Consider the following 16,855-nt stretch of genomic DNA (forward strand, 5'->3'; position numbering starts at 1 on the left):
ACATGCCTGATCACTTTTTAACCACTTAAAGCAAAGCCTTATAGACCGTGGCTTACAGCCATATGCGCGCAGGTTATCCACAACTGCGCCCACAGTCTTTGGGGGCAAGTGCAAAATGCCTCAGGCCTCTATACACAAGGGTTGCAGGCGGTTTTAGAAAGTTTTTTGCTTGACCTTGGCCGGTGCGTATGTAGGCCCTTCTACGAACGGCAAACCAGAACGATGGCTCCAGGCCAGTCATTCCGGCCTCTGCGGCGGTCTTTCCAGAGTTTAGTCACAGACTTATCCACAGGCTGCCGGGACATATTCCAGTCATATACCTGTGTCTTTAAACAGGTTGACAACGGGCTCGGGCGGTACCCAAAAACCCGCTGATCAAAAAACAATCACCGCGCTACAGGCCGCGTGTTTGTTGGCTTTCAGCCAGCTACTCCCACGTTACCCACAGCCGGTTCCACAGCGGATGGGGACAAGTCAAAACTGTGACAAAACAGGGATTTGCGGCGGCTATATGTCGCGCTTTGGAGGAGGGCTGGATTTGTTTTCCACAATTTGGCGGCAACCCTATTCACACCACAAAAATACATGTGGATCGGCTTAATGTGGGAGGGGGCAAGCCCCCTCCCACAGGGGGACCGCGTCGTTATTTAGATCAGTGCCCGCCGAGGTAGGCGTTGCGCACTTCCTCGTTGACCAGCAGCTCCTTGCCAGTGCCGGTCAGGCGGATCTCGCCGTTGACCATCACGTATGCGCGATCCGACAAGCGCAGCGCATGGTTGGCGTTCTGCTCCACCAGGAAAATAGTCATCCCGGTGGCCGCCAGCTCGCGCAGGGTCGAGAAGATCTGCTTCACCACAATCGGCGCCAGGCCCAGGCTCGGCTCGTCCAGCAGCAACAACTTCGGACGACTCATCAGTGCCCGCGCAATGGCGAGCATCTGCTGCTCACCACCGGACATGGTCATAGCACGCTGCGTACGCCGTTCCTTGAGCCGTGGGAACAGCTCGAACATGCGCTGCATGTCCTCCTGAGCGTACTTGTCGCCAATCGGGATGGTGCCCATCAGCAGGTTTTCCTCGACGGTCATGTCAGGGAACACCCGCCGCCCTTCCGGCGACTGCGCAATGCCGTTGGAGGCGATGTAGTGGGACGACTTGTGGGTAATGTCGACGCCGTTGTAGAGGATCTCCCCCGACTCGGCCCGTGGCTGGCCGAAGATCGACATCAGCAGCGTGGACTTGCCCGCGCCGTTGGAGCCGATCAGGCTGACGGTTTCACCTTCGTTGATGTGCAGCGAGACTTTCTTCAGGGCCTGGATCGGGCCGTAATACACATCCAGGTCCTTCATTTCGAGGATAGGTGCGCTCATACCAGCTCCTCTTCGTCAGCGCCCAGGTAGGCGGCAATCACTTTCGGGTCGTTGCGAATCGCGTCCGGCCCGCCCTCGGCGATCACGTTGCCGTGGTCGAGCACCACGATGTGGTCGGAAATACTCATCACCATCCCCATGTCGTGTTCGATCAGCACCACCGTGAGGTCGTGTTCGTCGCGCAACAGGCGAATCATCGCGCTGAGGGCTTCGGTTTCCTGGGGGTTGAGGCCCGCAGCGGGTTCATCCAGGCAGATGATCTGCGGCCGGGTGCACATGGCGCGGGCGATTTCCAGGCGGCGCTGCTGGCCGTAGGAGAGTTCACCGGCCAGGCGGTTGGCGCAGTCCACCAGGTCCACCACTTCCAGCCAGTAGAAGGCGTGGTCGAGGGCGTCGCTTTCAGCCTTGCGGTAGCCCTTGGTGTTGAGGATGCCCGCCAGCATGTTGCGGTTGACCCACATGTGCTGGGCCACCAGCAGGTTTTCCAGTACCGACATTTCCTTGAACAGGCGGATGTTCTGGAACGTCCGGGCCAGACCGGCACGGTTGACCAGATGGGTGCCGCCGAACATCTTGTAGTACATACGGCTGAAGAAGCTTTTCGGTGACACGAAGTCGGTCGGCTGGAAGCGCTCGCCGAGCAACTGGATCACGTTGGTCTGCTTGCCGCGGATGTTCAGTTCGATCTTGCCGCCGCTGGCTTTGTAGAAGCCGGTGAGGCAGTTGAACACCGTGGTCTTGCCGGCGCCGTTGGGGCCGATCAGGGCGAAGATCGAGTTGCGTTCGACCTTGAGGCTCACATCGCTCAAGGCCTTGATGCCACCGAAGTGCATCATCAGGTGTTCCACGGAGAGGACGACTTCCTTGCTCATGGCGCTACCCCCTTGCGTGGTGTCACACCGGTACGGCTGATGCGGATCAGACCTCGCGGTCGCCAGATCATCATCACCACCATCAACACGCCAAACAGCAGCACGCGGTATTCGGAGAAGCTGCGCAGCAACTCAGGTGCGACGGTCAGCACAAACGCCGCAATCACCACGCCCACCGTCGAGCCCATGCCGCCCAACACCACGATGGCCAGGATCAGCGCCGACTCGAAGAAGGTGAACGACGAGGGGTTGACGAAGCCCTGGTAACTGGCAAAGAACACCCCGGCCAGACCGGCCGTCGATGCACCGATAGTGAACGCCGAGAGCTTGACCAGCACATGGTTCAGGCCCATGGAACGGCAGGCAATTTCATCTTCGCGCAGGGCTTCCCAGGCGCGGCCGACCGGCATGCGGGTCAGGCGATGCTTGATATACAGCACGGCCAGCACCACCAGGAACAGCACGATGTAGATGAACAGGAATTTGATGTTGGGGTTGTAGTCGATGCCGAAGAACTCATGGAACGGAACCCCGCCATCCTTCGCCCGTTTGCCGAACTCCAGGCCGAGGAAGGTCGGTGAAGGCACCGGCATGCCATTCGGCCCACCGGTAAACGACAGCCAGTTATTGAGCACCAACCGGATGATCTCACCAAAGCCCAGGGTCACGATGGCAAGGTAGTCACCGTGCATTCGCAACACCGGGAACCCGAGTATGCACCCCGCCAGCGCCGCCGCGATGGCCGCCAATGGCAGCACGGTCCAGAAGCCCAGGCCCAGGTATTGATAACCCAGTGCCAGGCCGTAGGCGCCGATGGCGTAGAACGCCACGTAACCCAGGTCGAGCAAGCCGGCCAGACCTACCACGATGTTGAGGCCCAGGCCGAGCAACACGTAGATCAGGCCGAGGATCACTACGGTGAGCAGGTACTTGTTGGCGAAGATCGGGAACACGATGGCGATCACGATCAGTGCCGGGATGATCCAGCGCAGCCGCGACTTGTAGTCCGGCGCCAGCACATGCACGCCGGAGCCGCTGCTCTCGAAGCCCTGCAAAATCTTCAGGCCCTTGGGGGTTTGCAGGAACAGGCTCATGGCAAAGCGGCCGACCATCACGATGGCCACCAGCAGGCCGACGCGGGCCGGTTCCAGGTTGAAGCTGTAGCCGTCGAGTACCACGCCGACGATCGGACCGAACACGATCAGCGAAATCAGCCCGGCAAGGATCGTATCGACCACACTTTTCTTGATATCGATTGATTTGGCAGCAGACATGTTTACACCTTCGCCACGAGTGGGCGACCAAGCAGGCCCTGGGGACGGAAAATCAGAATCACCACCAGCAGGGAGAAACTGAACACGTCTTTGTAGTCAGAGTTGATCAACCCCGAGAACAGCGACTCGGAGATACCGAGGATGATCCCGCCCAACATCGCCCCAGGCAGGGAGCCGATGCCGCCGAGTACCGCCGCGGTGAACGCCTTGATGCCGATGATGAAGCCGGCATAGAAGTCGAAGGTGCCGTAGTTGAGGGTGATGAGCACGCCGGCCAATGCCGCCATGGCGGCGCCGATGACGAACACATAGGAGATCACCCGGTCGGTGTTGATGCCGAGGATCGAGGCCATCTTGCGGTCTTGCTGGGTGGCGCGGCACATGCGGCCGAGCTTGGTGTACTTGATCACGTAGGTGAGCAACCCCATGCCGGCGAACGCCGCCACGAGGATGAAGACCTTGGTGTAGGTGAGCTGGACGAACCCTGTGCCGAAATCGACGCGCCAGGCGCCTGCCAGCAGGGTGGGAATGCCTTGTTGCTTCGCGCCCTGGGCGATCTGCGCGTAGTTCTGCAGGATCAGGGAGATACCGATGGCGCTGATCAGCGGTGCCAGTCGGGTGGAGTTGCGCAACGGTTTGTAGGCGACACGCTCGATGACCCAACCGTACACGCCGGTGACGACCACGGTGAAGATCAAGGTGCCGAGAATGAGCAGCGGGAAGGATTCGATGCCGAAGTAAGCCAGCAGTGCCAGACTGATCGCCGCGAGGTAAGCGGAAATCATATAAACCTCGCCGTGGGCGAAGTTGATCATGCCAATGATGCCATAGACCATTGTGTAGCCGATGGCGATCAGGCCATAGACCGACCCGAGGGTCAGGCCGTTGACCAGTTGCTGCAGGAAAATACCATCCATAACGCAATCTCACGCGGTGAGCACCTGCACACCGGGAGGTGTGCGGCGCTTCTGGAGGAAAAAACAGATTTCAATAACAACACCACTCCCCCTGTGGGAGGGGGCTTGCCCCCGATTGCGGTGCGTCAGTCATGCATGCGTTGGCTGACACTGCGCTATCGAGGGCAAGCCCCCTCCCACATTGGAACGGCGGCGCTCAGTCTTACTTCTGCTTTTCCAACTGATGGTATTTGCCGTCTTTATCCCACTGGTAAACCACGTAGTCGGAGATTTTCAGGTCGCCCTTGGAATCCCAGGCTTTCTCGCCCATGACGGTTTTCACCGGGTGAGCCTTGAGCCACTTGGCAGCGTCTTCGCCCTTGTTGGACTTGGCGCCGTTGAAGCCGGCGGCCAGGGCCTGGAGCGACGCGTAGGCGTACAGGGTATAGCCTTCAGGCTCGGTGCCGTTCTTGCGGAACTCTTCCACCACCGCCTTGCTGTCCGGCAGCAGGCGCGGGTCGGCGCCGAAGGTCATGTACACGCCGTCGACATATTGCTTACCGCCAGCGGTGGCAACCAGTTCGTCGGTGACCACGCCGTCATCGGACATGAACTTCACGTCTTTCAGACCCGCTTCACGGATCTGGCGAACCAGTGGGCCGGCTTCCGGGTGCAGGCCGCCGAAGTACACGACGTCGGCACCGGTGGAGCGGATCTTGGTGACCAGGGCGCTGAAGTCTTTCTCGCCACGGGTCAGGCCTTCTTCCAGCACCGGCTTGACGCCGCGCTTGGTCAACTGGGCAGCGGTGGCGTCGGCCAGGCCTTTGCCGTAGGTGTCCTTGTCGTTGATGACCGCGACTTTCTTGCCCTTGAGCACATCGACGATGTAGTCGCCGGCCACGATGCCTTGCTGGTCGTCACGCCCGCACATCCGGAACATGGCGCCCAGGCCGCGTTCGGTCACCTGTGGGTTGGTGGAGCCTGGGGTGATTGCGATGATGCCGGCTTCGTCATACACCTCGGACGCCGGGATGGTGTTGGAGGAGCAGAAGTGCCCCACCACGCCGATCACTTTGTCCTGGTCCGCCAGGCGGTTGGCCACGGCTACAGCCTGCTTGGGTTCGCAGGCGTCGTCGCCGGCCACCAGCACGATTTTCTCGCCGTTGATGCCACCGGCCTTGTTGATCACATCGGCTGCCGCCTGGGCACCTTTCATGTACTGCTCACCGAAAGCCGCGTTGGCACCCGTCATAGGGCCCGCCACGCCAATCTTCACATCAGCTTGAACAAACGTAGAAACACCCAGTGCCGCTGCAACGGCGAGGGCCAGAAAACCTTTCTTGTAAAACGTCTGGGACATGAGTGGTGCTCCGATATTTTTGATTTTTGGCACGACAACTTGCGTTCAAACTTTTCACTGAAAGCCCAGAGCAAAGCGCGTGCCATTAGGTTTTTATTCTTCAAAAAGACACGGTGTCATTGTTATTGCAGGCGTTTCGGCTCCGTTCGCCAGTACGTGCAACCCTCTAGCGTCCAGAGGTGCAACCAATGGATCGAAAAAGTACAACCTCGGCAGGTCGCACCTGCAACCAAACCTATAAACGACAGTTCCTACAGCTGTAACAGCCGGCGTAACGGAACTGCACATTTACAGTGCGCGACTGCTACGACTTGCACCAATACAGATTAGTAGCCTGCTAAGAAAATGCAGGCTTTTGAGCGGTATTTCGCTGATCAGATCACGATCCTCAGGCATTGGCCGGCGTGATACAGCGAGAAACCCGCCTCATAAAGACAGCTGCGTAACCCGACTGCCGACAACGGTTGCATCGGCGCAAAGGGAATCGGCAAGGCCTGGGGATTCTGGTGACACAAATAGTCGGCAAACGCCTTGCCGACCACACTGCCGGTGGTCACGCCACGGCCGTTATAGCCCGTTACGGCCACAATGCCCGGGGCGGGCTCGAACAGGCGCATCAAATGGTCCGGGGTAAAGGCGATGCAGCCGGTCCAGGTGTATTCCCACTGCACCGATTTGAGGTGCGGGAAGTAATGCTGCTGCACCCGATCGGCCCACGCTTTGAGGAACCAGGTGGGTTTCTGGTTGCCGTTGCCCAGGCTGCCGAGCAACAGGCGGCCGTCGGCGTCGCGGCGGATGCTGCTCAAGACCTGGCGTGTATCCCAGGAGCCCTGGCCGCCGGGCAAAATCTGTTCGGCGGCGGCGTCCGTCAGCGGGGCCGATGCGACCTGGTAGTAATAACCGGGGAAAAAATTGCGCCGCAGTTCAGTCCACTCACCTTCTGTGTAGGCGTTGGAGGCGATGACCACCTGTGCAGCCTGCACTGAGCCCTGGGCGGTCTGCACCGACCACTGCGCACCTTGGCGCTCAAGTTGAGTGACCGGCGAATGATCGAACAACTGCCCGCCCAGCCCGGCGGCAGCACTGGCCAGGCCACTGGTGTAGGCCATCGGGTTCAGAGTGCCGGCACGCCGGTCCAGCAAGGCGGCGGCGATTTTTTTAGTACCCGTGGCCTGCTCGCAGGCCTGGCCGGTGAGCAGTTCCACCGGTGCGCCACGGCGCTTCCACTGTTCTTCACGACTGCGCAGGTCCGCCTCGCCACGGGCGTTGTGTGCCATGTGCAAGGTGCCCTCACGGCGCAACTGGCAATCGATGTTGTATTTGTCGATCAGGCTGAACACCAGCGACGGTGCCGCGCCCAGCATGCGGTTGAGCTGGCTGCCCACCGCCTCGCCGAAACCGGCTTCGATCTCGTCCGGCGGAATCCACATCCCGGCGTTGACCAGCCCCACGTTGCGCCCCGAACCGCCATGGCCAGTGCGATGCGCCTCCAGCACGGCCACGCTTTTACCCTGTTCCAGCAAATGAATGGCCGCCGACAGACCGGTGATCCCGGCGCCGATCACACACACGTCCACCTTGACCTCGCCGTTGAGCGCAGCGCGATCCGGACGGCTGGGGGTGAGGTGTTCCCATAAACATGTTTCGCGTAATGGCATTGCCAGACTCCGTGATGAAACCTAACAAACAGCTCGGTCAAATGTGGGCGGGGGCTTTCCCCCGATGGCGATGTGTCAGCCAACAGATGTACAGCTGATCCACCGCTATCGGGGGCAAGCCCCCTCCCACATTTTGATCTCATTCCAGCCAGCAGAATCAGTCGAATGTAATGCCTTGTGCCAATGGCAGCTCAAGCGAGTAATTGACAGTATTGGTCTGCCGACGCATGTACCCGCGCCACGCATCCGAACCCGACTCACGCCCGCCACCGGTCTCTTTCTCCCCACCGAACGCGCCACCGATTTCCGCGCCGCTCGGGCCGATGTTGACGTTGGCGATACCGCAGTCGCTGCCCACCGCCGACATGAACTGCTCGGCTTCACGCACGTCGGTGGTGAAGATGCACGACGACAAACCTTGGGGCACGGCGTTGTTCAGGCGCAGGGCCTCGGCGAAGTCGGTGTAGCCGACCACGTAGAGAATCGGCGCGAAGGTCTCGGTGCACACCACATCGCTTTGCTCGGGCATTTCCACAATCGCCGGCGACACGTAGTAGGCATTCGGGAATGTGTCTTCCAGTTGGCGCTTGCCGCCGAACACCTTGCCGCCTTCGCTCAGGGCCTGCTCTAGCGCGTCCTGCATGTTGTCGAAGCCGTGCTTGTCGATCAGCGGGCCGATCAGGTTGCCTTCCAGCGGGTGGCCGATGCGCACCTTGGAATAGGCCGCCTTGAGGCGGGTGACGATTTCTTCCTTGACCGATTCATGGGCGATCAGCCGACGCAAGGTGGTGCAGCGCTGACCGGCAGTGCCAACGGCGCTGAACAGGATGGCGCGCACGGCCATGTCCAGGTCGGCGCTTGGGCCAAGGATCATCGCGTTGTTGCCGCCCAGCTCCAGGATGCTGCGGGCGAACCGTGCGGCGACTTTCGGCGCCACTTCGCGGCCCATGCGGGTGCTGCCGGTGGCGCTGATCAGGGCGACGCGCGGGTCGTCCACCAGCGCGGCACCGGCGTCGCGGCCGCCGATGATCACCTGGCTCAGGTACTCCGGGGCGCCGTCGAATTTTTTCAGTACACGCTCGAACAACGCCTGGCAGGCCAGGGCGGTGAGCGGGGTCTTTTCCGACGGTTTCCAGATCACCGCGTTGCCGCATACCAGCGCCAGGGCGGTGTTCCACGCCCACACCGCCACCGGGAAGTTGAAGGCACTGATCACGCCGACCACGCCCAGCGGGTGCCAGGTTTCACGCATATGGTGGCCCGGGCGCTCGGAGGCGATGGTCAAGCCGTACAATTGGCGCGACAGGCCGACGGCGAAGTCGCAGATGTCGATCATTTCCTGCACTTCGCCCAGGCCTTCCTGGGTGATCTTGCCGGCTTCCCAGGACACCAGCTCGCCCAGGTCGGCCTTGTATTCACGCAACACATCGCCAAATTGGCGCACCAGTTCGCCACGGCGCGGCGCGGGCACTTTGCGCCAGGCTTCGAATGCATGCTCGGCGCGACTGACCTGTTGCTCCACCTCGGCGGCGCCTTCCCAGTGCACACTGCCGATACGGCTGCCATCGATCGGCGAATGCACAGGTTGTTTACCCGACTGGTACAACGCCGGGTTTACCCCGAGACGATCAAGCAATGCGGCAACCATGGGTCACTCCTTCAATTTCAAACAGAAAATTCGCACCGTCACACACACGGCGATCCAGGCCTTATTTGTAGCTGGCCCAAGACTTGCCAACAAACGACGATTAGGCGAGATATCATTCCGTTTATTCATGCAAAGCATAAAAAGAGGCACGCCGTGCTGAACAAAAGACATTTGCCCTCGATCACCGCCTTACAGTGCTTCGAAGCCGCCACCCGCCACCTGAGCTTTACCCGCGCCGCCGAGGAGCTGAATCTCACCCAGAGCGCCGTGAGCAAACAGGTGGCGCAGTTGGAAGAATTGCTGCAACACCTGCTGTTTCGCCGGGTGCGCCGCCGTTTGCAGATGACTCCGGCAGGCGACCTGTACCTGGTGGAAGTGCGCAAGATCCTCACCCAGGTGGAGATGTCCACCCACTACCTGCGTTCCTACGGCGGCGAGACCGAAGTACTGCGCGTGTCCACGCCCTACACCTTCGGCGCGCGCTGGCTGGTGCCGCGCCTCAAGGGCTGGCGGCTGCGTCACCCGCAGATCCACCTGGACCTGTGCAACGAGCAGGAGCCGGACGAGCTGCTGCAAGGCAAGGCCGACATGGCCTTCTATTTCGGCCAGGGTTCACGCCCTGGCACCGAGAGCCTGAAGCTGTTCAGCGAAGAACTGGTGCCGGTGTGCGCACCGGAAAGCCTGCCGGCGCGGCCCTTCACCGACCCCACGCAACTCAGCGACCTGGTGCTGCTGCAAAACGCCTCGCGCCCCCAGGGCTGGCATGACTGGTTCGCCAGCCAGGGTTACCAGACCGAACACAGCTACCACGGGCCACGTTTCGATACCTTCTATATGTGCATTCGGGCGGCGCAGGTGGGCTGCGGCGTAGCCTTGCTGCCGCGCTTCCTGGTGGCAGAGGAACTGGCCGAGGGCAAACTGGTGATCCCCTGGCAACATGCGATGCCGAGCCAGGACGCCTATTACCTGGCCTACCCGGAGCATTCGGCGGAGGTGCCCAAAGTGCGTGATTTTGTGAAGTGGATGATGGAGCAGCTAGATGCCGACTGAAAAAACACTGGCAAACCGACCCACGTCTATGCGCCACTAGCCCCCTTTCTTAATTGTGCGTAAAGGTCGGCGCCCATCGCCGTCCCGTCTGGAGATTCCCGTTATGAGCGAGAGTGTGTTTGCCGATCGCATCGTGCAGAACTTGCTCGACACCGACTTCTACAAGCTGACCATGATGCAGGCGGTGCTGCACAACTACCCCAATGTGGAAGTTGAATGGGAGTTCCGTTGCCGTAACAGCGAAGACCTGCGCCCGTACCTGGCGGAGATCCGCTATCAGATCGAGCGCCTCGCCGAATTGAGCCTGAGCCCCGATCAACTGGGCTTCCTGGAGCGTATCAGCTTCATGAAGCCGGACTTTTTGCGTTTCCTTGGGCTGTTCCGCTTCAACCTGCGCTACGTGCAGACTGGCATCGAGAACGGCGAGCTGTTCATCCGCCTGCGCGGGCCGTGGCTGCATGTGATTCTGTTTGAAGTGCCGATGCTGGCCATCGTCAGCGAAGTGCGTAATCGCTATCGCTACCAGACGGTGATCCTCGAACAGGCCCGCGAACAGCTGTACCGCAAGTTCGACTGGCTGACCGCCAACGCCAGCAGCGACGAGCTGTCCGAGCTGCAAGTGGCCGACTTCGGCACGCGCCGGCGCTTCTCGTACCGCGTGCAGGAAGAAGTGGTCAGCGTGCTCAAGCATGACTTCCCCGGGCGCTTTGTCGGCACCAGCAACGTACACCTGGCCCGCGAGTTCGACATGAAGCCGCTGGGCACCATGGCCCACGAATGGATCATGGCCCACCAGCAACTCGGCCCACGCCTGATCGACAGCCAGATCGCCGCGCTGGACTGCTGGGTCCGCGAATACCGTGGCCTGCTGGGCATTGCGCTGACCGACTGCATCACCACCGACGCGTTCCTCGGCGACTTCGACTTGTACTTCGCCAAGCTGTTCGACGGCCTGCGCCATGACTCCGGTGACCCGGTGCAGTGGGCGGAAAAAGCCATCGCCCACTACCACAAGCTCGGCATCGAACCGATGAGCAAAACCCTGGTGTTCTCCGACAGCCTCTCGCTGCCCAAGGCCCTGGAAATATTCCGCGCGCTGCGTGGTCGGATCAATGTGAGCTTTGGCATCGGCACCAACCTGACCTGTGACATTCCGGGTGTCGAGCCGATGAGCATCGTACTTAAAATGACGGCCTGCAATGGCCAGCCCGTCGCAAAGATCTCCGATGAAGCGGGCAAGACCCACTGCACCGACCCGAATTTCGTCGCCTATTTGCGTCACGTTTTCAAAGTACCTGCCCTACCAAGCAAGGAGTGAATCATGCAAGCCGTACAGCGTGAGATTGCGCAGCAGCTCAAGGTCCAAGCGCCGTTCAACGACCAGGCCGCCCTTGAGGCCGAGGTTGCCCGCCGCGTGGCGTTTATCCAGGATTGCCTGCGCAAGTCCGGGCTCAAGGCGCTGGTGCTGGGCATCAGCGGTGGCGTCGACTCCCTGACCGCCGGCCTCTTGGCCCAACGTGCAATGAAGGAACTGCGTGAAAGCACGGGTGATGAGGCTTACCGCTTTATCGCCGTGCGCCTGCCTTACGAAACCCAGTTCGACGAAATCGACGCCACGGCCTCGGTGGACTTTATCGAGCCGGACGAGCGCCACACCGTGAACATTGGCCCGGCGGTCAAAGCCCTGGCCAGTGAGGTCGCGGCATTTGAAGGCAAAGCGGCGGTGTCCCGCGATTTCGTGCTGGGCAACACCAAGGCGCGCATGCGCATGGTGGCGCAGTACACCATCGCCGGCGCAGCCGGTGGCCTGGTGATCGGCACCGACCATGCGGCGGAAGCGGTGATGGGCTTTTTCACCAAGTTCGGTGACGGCGCGTGCGACCTGGCACCGTTGAGCGGGCTGGTGAAGAACCAGGTGCGTGCGATTGCGCGGCACTTTGGGGCGCCGGAGTCGCTGGTGGAAAAAGTGCCTACTGCGGACCTGGAAGACCTGTCGCCGGGCAAGCCGGACGAAGCGTCACATGGCGTGACCTACGCGGAGATCGATGCGTTCCTGCACGGCGAGCCGGTACGTGAGGAAGCGTTCAGGATTATCTGCGAGACGTATCGCAAGACGGAGCACAAGCGGGTCATGCCGTTTGCGCCATAAGGTGAAGCCGAAAGTTTCGTGTTGATTGTCAAGACGCCATCGGGGGCAAGCCCCCTCCCACAGTTGACCGAGTTCCAACATGAGAATGCGGTTGAATGTGGGAGGGGGCTTGCCCCCGATGAACGATGATGCGGTGTTACTTGACGGTCACAGTGCCTTTCATCATCGAGATGTGGCCTGGGAACGAGCAGAAGAACGCGTAGTCAGTCCCGGCGGCCAGCTTCGACACGTCGAAGGTCACCGAGTCTTTCTCGCCGGCACCGATGATTTTGGTGTGGGCGATGATGCGAGTGTCGCCTTCTTTCAGGTAGTTCTTGTCGATACCGGCGGCCATGCCGTCAGTGGCAACCGGCTGCATGTCGGCGGCGCTGGTCAGCACCCAGTTATGGCCCATGACGTTTTTCGGCAGGTTGCCGGAGTGCGTCAGCTCGACGGTGAATGTCTTGCAGCTCTTGTCGATTTCGATGGCTTTGGTGTTGAAGGACATTTGGTCGGTGGAGTCGACAGTGACCTTGCACTCTGCAGCAAGCAACTGGCCGCTCGCCAGAGTCAGCAGGGAAACAGCAACGAGTTTGGCAAACATGTGAATCTCCAAGGCAGGGTTTAAAAAACGCGTAATGCGACAAGGGTGCCTGAAGCAGGCAGAAATTCTTATGACCTGAATCAACAGATTGTATACAACTTTAGGCTATCAGACTTATCGACACAATCAACCAGCCAAAGTGCCGCACGCTGATTATGATCGGCCCATCACCCACTGGAGCCCGAGCCATGCACCTCAATCAACTGTTCAACGGCCTGCTGGCCGCCTACGCCTGCGGTAAGTGAAGGCCAAGCGCGGTGCTAAGCTGCTACCATGGCAGCCCAAGGCAGCTGCGCGCCGCCACCCTCACCTTCGACCCTAGAGGATCGCCCATGGCCAAACCTAATTACTCCTTCGCCAAACGTCAGAGAGACTTGGCCAAGGAACAGAAGAAAGAGGAAAAACTGCAACGCAAGAAAGCCGCTGCAGACGAAGAGGCCGGCGCACTGAACCCGGATGCAGATGCTGAAGTAACGAGCGACGAGAGCGAAACACCAAAAGATCCGGCTGAATAATTTCCTTTGTGCTGAGCCGGCTGCTCCGGCTCGGCACAATCAACCATCATTCCAGCGGCATCACCGTCACCCGCACCTCCGGGTCATGGCTCCCTCCCCCCAGAATCACCCCCCGCAACGGCGACACATCGGAAAAGTCCCGGCCCCAGGCCAGGGTGATGTGCTCCAGTGCCGGCTGCACATTGTTCGTCGGATCAAAGTCCACCCAGCCTGAAACCGGGCAATACACCGAGACCCACGCATGGGACGCATCGGCGCCGATCAGCCGTGGCTGGCCGGGCGGTGGCTGGGTCAGCAGATAGCCGCTGATATAGCGCGCTGCCAGGCCGCGGGAGCGCAGGCAGGCGAGCATCAGGTGGGCGAAGTCCTGGCACACGCCGCGACGGCGCTCCAGCACTTCCACCAGCGGCGTGGCGACCTGGGTGGCTTCGGCATCGAAGGTGAATTCGCTGAAGATTTTTTCCATCAACGCCTGCACGCCCAGCAGCAAAGGCGCGCCAGGCGGGAAACAGCTTTCGGAGAACTGGACGAAGGTTTTCTTCAGGTGCACGTAGGGCGATTCGAAACGATAGCGGCAGGCTTCGATCAACTCGCCTGGCACCGGCTGGCTGCTGTAAGTCAGGCGGTCGCGGGTCTGGTCCCAGGCCGGCGATTGCTGGAAATCCAGCACCGGCCGCGCCAGCACTTCCACGGTCAGCCCGGCATTGACCAGCAGTTCGTCATGGGGCCGCTCGAATGCCAGGCGGGTGATCGGGTTGCCGAACACGTCCAGCTCATCGCGGCGCGACGACGGCTGCGGGCTGATATCCAGTTGCTGCGAGCTGCAGCGCTGCCAGGCGCACGGCCGTGGCCACAGGTGCGCCAGCTGCTGGGCCAGTGACACCGGGCTGTCGTAGTGGTAATGGGTATCGTGGAAAATCTGGTAGCGCGCACTCATCACACTGACACCGTTTGCTGGCTGACATCATCCACATGGGCAAAATGGCGCAAGGCCAGGCGATCCGACACTTGCCCACTCTCATCGGCCACCGCTTGCAGCAGGTCGGCCAGGCCGTCCAGCGCGGCACGCACGCTGGACTCGCCGAACAACGGGTTCTCTAGGCACCCCAAATCAAAGCGCGCCAAGCGCTCGACCAACGGGCCGAGGCCGGTTTCACGCGGCACGCCAAAGTCATCGTTGAGACGGCGCAGGGTGCGGCTCACCAGTTTGAGCTGGAACAGCACCGCATGAGGGTTCTGTTCATCCAGCAGCAACAAATCAAGCACCGGGATCAACTGCGGCACCGCCAGGTAGCGCGAGCGATAGGTGATGCTGCTGTTGCCCAATTCCAACAACCACTCCAACCCGGCCTGATCGAACACGGCCACACCGCGCAGGAATGCCGCCAGGCTGCTGCTGAGGAATTGCAGGCGCTCGATGCGCCGGCCCATCATCAGGAAGCGCCAGCCTTCGTCGCGGGTCATGTCGTCCAGGGCGAACCCGGACAGCGCCGCCAGGGACATTACCAGGCGGTTGAGAAAGTCCAGCAACTCGCCAAAATCCGGTGACTCGCTTTCCAGCTCCAGGGCTTCACGTTGCAGCTCCACCAGGGCCTGCCAGTTCTCCCGGGACAGCTTGCCGCGCACCTGGGACGCCGCCCACTGCAAGCGTTGCAGGTTGGCGCGCAGGCTTGAGGGCCAGTCGTCACCGAGCAACGCCGCCAGCAGGCGTTCCGGCAACTCGCCCTCTTCCGGCAGCAAACGCAGGTTCTCGCCCAGCTCGACGGCAGCCTGCAAGGCCAGCGGATCGTCACCGTCCACATAACGCGCCAGCACGATGCGCAGCCAGCGCGCACTGTCATCACAGCGCTCGCAATAACGACCGAACCAGAACAGGTTTTCCACCACACGGGACGGCAGGTAAGGATCGCGGCGCACCAGGTCATGGGCGCCGATTGCGCGCTGTGCACGCCAATGTTCACCACCGGAAGCGCGCTCGCCGAGCACCCAGGTGTCTTTACTGGCACCACCGCGTTGCATCGACACCACTTCGGCATCGGCTTCGGCGGCCACTCGTGTCAGGCCGCCGGGCAACACGCGATAGCCCTCATCGCTGGCCACGGCGTACACCCGCATGCCGATGGCACGGTGTTGCAGGTGGTCATCGACGGTGTGCCACACCGGCGCCTGGGACAGCTGCGCCAGCTCCTGGGCGACGTACGCGTAGGGCCGCGCACGCATGCGCTCGGCCAGGGCCTGGCGCTGTGCGTCGTCCAGGTCGCGGCCAAATACCGGGGTGAAACTCTGCGACGGAAACGCAGGCTTGATCAGCAGCTCCGGCAGTTTCTCCAGCGCCTCGGCCAGTACCGGCGCTTCACCGCACCACCAGGTGGCGATGGACGGCAGGATCAGTGCTTCGCCAAACAGGAACTCGTTGATCTTCGGCAGGAAGCCCAGCAAGCCGGGGGATTCCAGCACACCGCTGCCCAGGGCATTGGCCACCAGCACGTTGCCTTGCCGTACCGCATCGAGCAGGCCGGGCACACCGAGGGCCGAGTCGGTGCGCAGTTCCAGCGGGTCGCAGAAGTCATCATCCAGGCGGCGCATGATCGCGTGCACCCGGCGCAGGCCGCTGAGGGTTTTCAAGAATACCGTGCTGTCACGCACAGTGAGGTCGCCACCTTCCACCAGCGGGTAGCCGAGTTGGCGGGCGAGGTAGAGGTGCTCGAAATAGCTTTCGTTGAACCGGCCCGGGGTGAGCAGCACGATCAGCGGCGGCTGGTCGTCACCCGGCGCCTGGCGGGCCAGGGTTTCCTGCAAAGTGCGGAAGAAACCGGTGAGGTGCTGCACCTGCAAGTCGCGGTACAGATCCGGAAAGGCACGGGACACGATGGTGCGGTTTTCCAACGCGTAACCGGCGCCAGACGGCGCCTGGGTCCGGTCGGCGGTGACCCACCAGCGGCCATCCGGCGTGCGCGCAAGGTCCACGGCGTACAGGTGCAAAAAGGCACCGTCCGGCGGCTGGATACCCTGGCACGGCCACAGGAAATTGTTATGCCCGAACACCAGCTCGGCCGGCAGCAAGCCTTCCTTGATCAGGCGTTGCGGACCGTACAGGTCGGCAAGCACGGCATTGAGCAAGCGTGCACGCTGGGCGATACCGGCGGACAGGTGCTGCCATTCATCGGCGGCCAGCACATGGGGCAGCAGGTCCAATTCCCAGGGGCGGTCGGCGCCCTTGGGGTCGGCGTAGACATTGTAGGTCACGCCGTTTTCCTGGATCTGCCGGGTCAGCAGCGCCTGGCGCTGGGCCAGTTGTGCGGGCGTGCTGCGTTGCAGGTGGTCGAGCAGGCGCTGCCAATGGGCACGCACTGCGCCGCTGTCGTCCAGCAGTTCGTGATAAGTGCCCGCGGTCAGCGGGTAACGGTCGAGCAAGTCGGACATGGAACGCTCGGCAGGGGCAAGGGGGCTCAGATTAACTCAAATTCACTGCAATCTACTG

Annotated in this window: 14 protein-coding genes; 4 read left to right on the top strand and 10 right to left on the bottom strand. The window is 61.3% G+C overall.

The window, feature by feature from the left end:
- Window positions 1-652: 652 nt before the first annotated feature.
- The 7 genes from NL123_RS27745 to amaB form a co-directional block, all read right to left on the bottom strand.
- Window positions 653-1,369, bottom strand: coding sequence for an ABC transporter ATP-binding protein (locus NL123_RS27745; RefSeq protein WP_494356753.1), 717 nt, complete (start codon window positions 1,367-1,369; stop codon window positions 653-655).
- A complete protein-coding gene (locus NL123_RS27750; protein WP_071497226.1) occupies window positions 1,366-2,241 on the bottom strand; it encodes an ABC transporter ATP-binding protein in 876 nt (291 codons plus the stop codon). The genes NL123_RS27745 and NL123_RS27750 overlap by 4 nt, the downstream gene beginning before the upstream one ends.
- Window positions 2,238-3,515, bottom strand: coding sequence for a high-affinity branched-chain amino acid ABC transporter permease LivM (gene livM / locus NL123_RS27755; RefSeq protein ID WP_058423438.1), 1,278 nt, complete (start codon window positions 3,513-3,515; stop codon window positions 2,238-2,240). Before livM ends, NL123_RS27750 begins: the two co-directional genes overlap by 4 nt.
- Before the next feature lie 2 nt (window positions 3,516-3,517).
- Complete coding sequence (locus NL123_RS27760) at window positions 3,518-4,432, bottom strand: ABC transporter permease subunit (protein WP_248485878.1); 915 nt, start codon at window positions 4,430-4,432, stop codon at window positions 3,518-3,520.
- A gap of 202 nt (window positions 4,433-4,634) precedes the next feature.
- Complete coding sequence (locus NL123_RS27765; protein ID WP_248485877.1) at window positions 4,635-5,771, bottom strand: branched-chain amino acid ABC transporter substrate-binding protein; 1,137 nt, start codon at window positions 5,769-5,771, stop codon at window positions 4,635-4,637.
- Window positions 5,772-6,145: 374 nt separating this feature from the next.
- Window positions 6,146-7,429, bottom strand: coding sequence for an L-pipecolate oxidase (amaA, locus tag NL123_RS27770; RefSeq protein WP_494356754.1), 1,284 nt, complete (start codon window positions 7,427-7,429; stop codon window positions 6,146-6,148).
- Window positions 7,430-7,586: 157 nt separating this feature from the next.
- Window positions 7,587-9,077, bottom strand: a complete 1,491-nt coding sequence (gene amaB / locus NL123_RS27775) for an L-piperidine-6-carboxylate dehydrogenase (protein ID WP_494356755.1) — start codon at window positions 9,075-9,077, stop codon at window positions 7,587-7,589.
- A 153-nt stretch (window positions 9,078-9,230) separates the two neighbouring features.
- Between amaB and NL123_RS27780 the strand changes: the two genes are divergently transcribed.
- From NL123_RS27780 to nadE, 3 genes are all read left to right on the top strand, one after another.
- Window positions 9,231-10,127: a LysR family transcriptional regulator gene (locus NL123_RS27780; protein ID WP_248485874.1), complete on the top strand. Its 897-nt coding sequence runs from the start codon at window positions 9,231-9,233 to the stop codon at window positions 10,125-10,127.
- 103 nt (window positions 10,128-10,230) lie between these two features.
- Window positions 10,231-11,445: a nicotinate phosphoribosyltransferase gene (pncB, locus tag NL123_RS27785; protein WP_058423444.1), complete on the top strand. Its 1,215-nt coding sequence runs from the start codon at window positions 10,231-10,233 to the stop codon at window positions 11,443-11,445.
- 3 nt (window positions 11,446-11,448) lie between these two features.
- Entirely contained in the window at window positions 11,449-12,276 is an 828-nt protein-coding gene (nadE, locus tag NL123_RS27790; protein WP_248485873.1) for an NAD(+) synthase, read from the top strand.
- Between the two features lie 136 nt (window positions 12,277-12,412).
- Here nadE and azu read toward each other — a convergent pair whose 3' ends face one another.
- On the bottom strand, window positions 12,413-12,859 hold the full coding sequence (gene azu, locus NL123_RS27795) for an azurin (protein ID WP_222540871.1): 447 nt from the start codon (window positions 12,857-12,859) through the stop codon (window positions 12,413-12,415).
- Window positions 12,860-13,191: 332 nt separating this feature from the next.
- Here azu and NL123_RS27800 point away from each other — a divergent pair, with 332 nt between their 5' ends.
- Complete coding sequence (locus NL123_RS27800) at window positions 13,192-13,374, top strand: hypothetical protein (RefSeq protein ID WP_071491659.1); 183 nt, start codon at window positions 13,192-13,194, stop codon at window positions 13,372-13,374.
- A gap of 46 nt (window positions 13,375-13,420) precedes the next feature.
- On the opposite strand, the gene NL123_RS27805 is transcribed toward NL123_RS27800, so the two are convergent.
- Both NL123_RS27805 and NL123_RS27810 read right to left on the bottom strand, forming a co-directional pair.
- A complete protein-coding gene (locus NL123_RS27805) occupies window positions 13,421-14,311 on the bottom strand; it encodes a transglutaminase family protein (RefSeq protein ID WP_494356756.1) in 891 nt (296 codons plus the stop codon).
- Window positions 14,311-16,797, bottom strand: a complete 2,487-nt coding sequence (locus tag NL123_RS27810; protein ID WP_248485871.1) for a circularly permuted type 2 ATP-grasp protein — start codon at window positions 16,795-16,797, stop codon at window positions 14,311-14,313. The genes NL123_RS27805 and NL123_RS27810 overlap by 1 nt, the downstream gene beginning before the upstream one ends.
- Window positions 16,798-16,855 lie beyond the last annotated feature (58 nt).

This window comes from Pseudomonas sp. FBCC-B1565, from assembly GCF_059133265.1.

Bases quoted from the DNA above. Each gene is read 5' to 3' on its own strand.
- nadE (WP_248485873.1), top strand. From the start codon at position 11,449: ATGCAAGCCGTACAGCGTGAGATTGCGCAGCAGCTCAAGGTCCAAGCG.
- azu (WP_222540871.1), bottom strand. From the start codon at position 12,859: ATGTTTGCCAAACTCGTTGCTGTTTCCCTGCTGACTCTGGCGAGCGGC.
- NL123_RS27750 (WP_071497226.1), bottom strand. From the start codon at position 2,241: ATGAGCAAGGAAGTCGTCCTCTCCGTGGAACACCTGATGATGCACTTC.
- NL123_RS27800 (WP_071491659.1), top strand. From the start codon at position 13,192: ATGGCCAAACCTAATTACTCCTTCGCCAAACGTCAGAGAGACTTGGCC.
- pncB (WP_058423444.1), top strand. From the start codon at position 10,231: ATGAGCGAGAGTGTGTTTGCCGATCGCATCGTGCAGAACTTGCTCGAC.
- NL123_RS27765 (WP_248485877.1), bottom strand. From the start codon at position 5,771: ATGTCCCAGACGTTTTACAAGAAAGGTTTTCTGGCCCTCGCCGTTGCA.
- NL123_RS27760 (WP_248485878.1), bottom strand. From the start codon at position 4,432: ATGGATGGTATTTTCCTGCAGCAACTGGTCAACGGCCTGACCCTCGGG.
- amaB (WP_494356755.1), bottom strand. From the start codon at position 9,077: ATGGTTGCCGCATTGCTTGATCGTCTCGGGGTAAACCCGGCGTTGTAC.
- NL123_RS27745 (WP_494356753.1), bottom strand. From the start codon at position 1,369: ATGAGCGCACCTATCCTCGAAATGAAGGACCTGGATGTGTATTACGGC.
- NL123_RS27810 (WP_248485871.1), bottom strand. From the start codon at position 16,797: ATGTCCGACTTGCTCGACCGTTACCCGCTGACCGCGGGCACTTATCAC.
- amaA (WP_494356754.1), bottom strand. From the start codon at position 7,429: ATGCCATTACGCGAAACATGTTTATGGGAACACCTCACCCCCAGCCGT.
- NL123_RS27805 (WP_494356756.1), bottom strand. From the start codon at position 14,311: ATGAGTGCGCGCTACCAGATTTTCCACGATACCCATTACCACTACGAC.
- livM (WP_058423438.1), bottom strand. From the start codon at position 3,515: ATGTCTGCTGCCAAATCAATCGATATCAAGAAAAGTGTGGTCGATACG.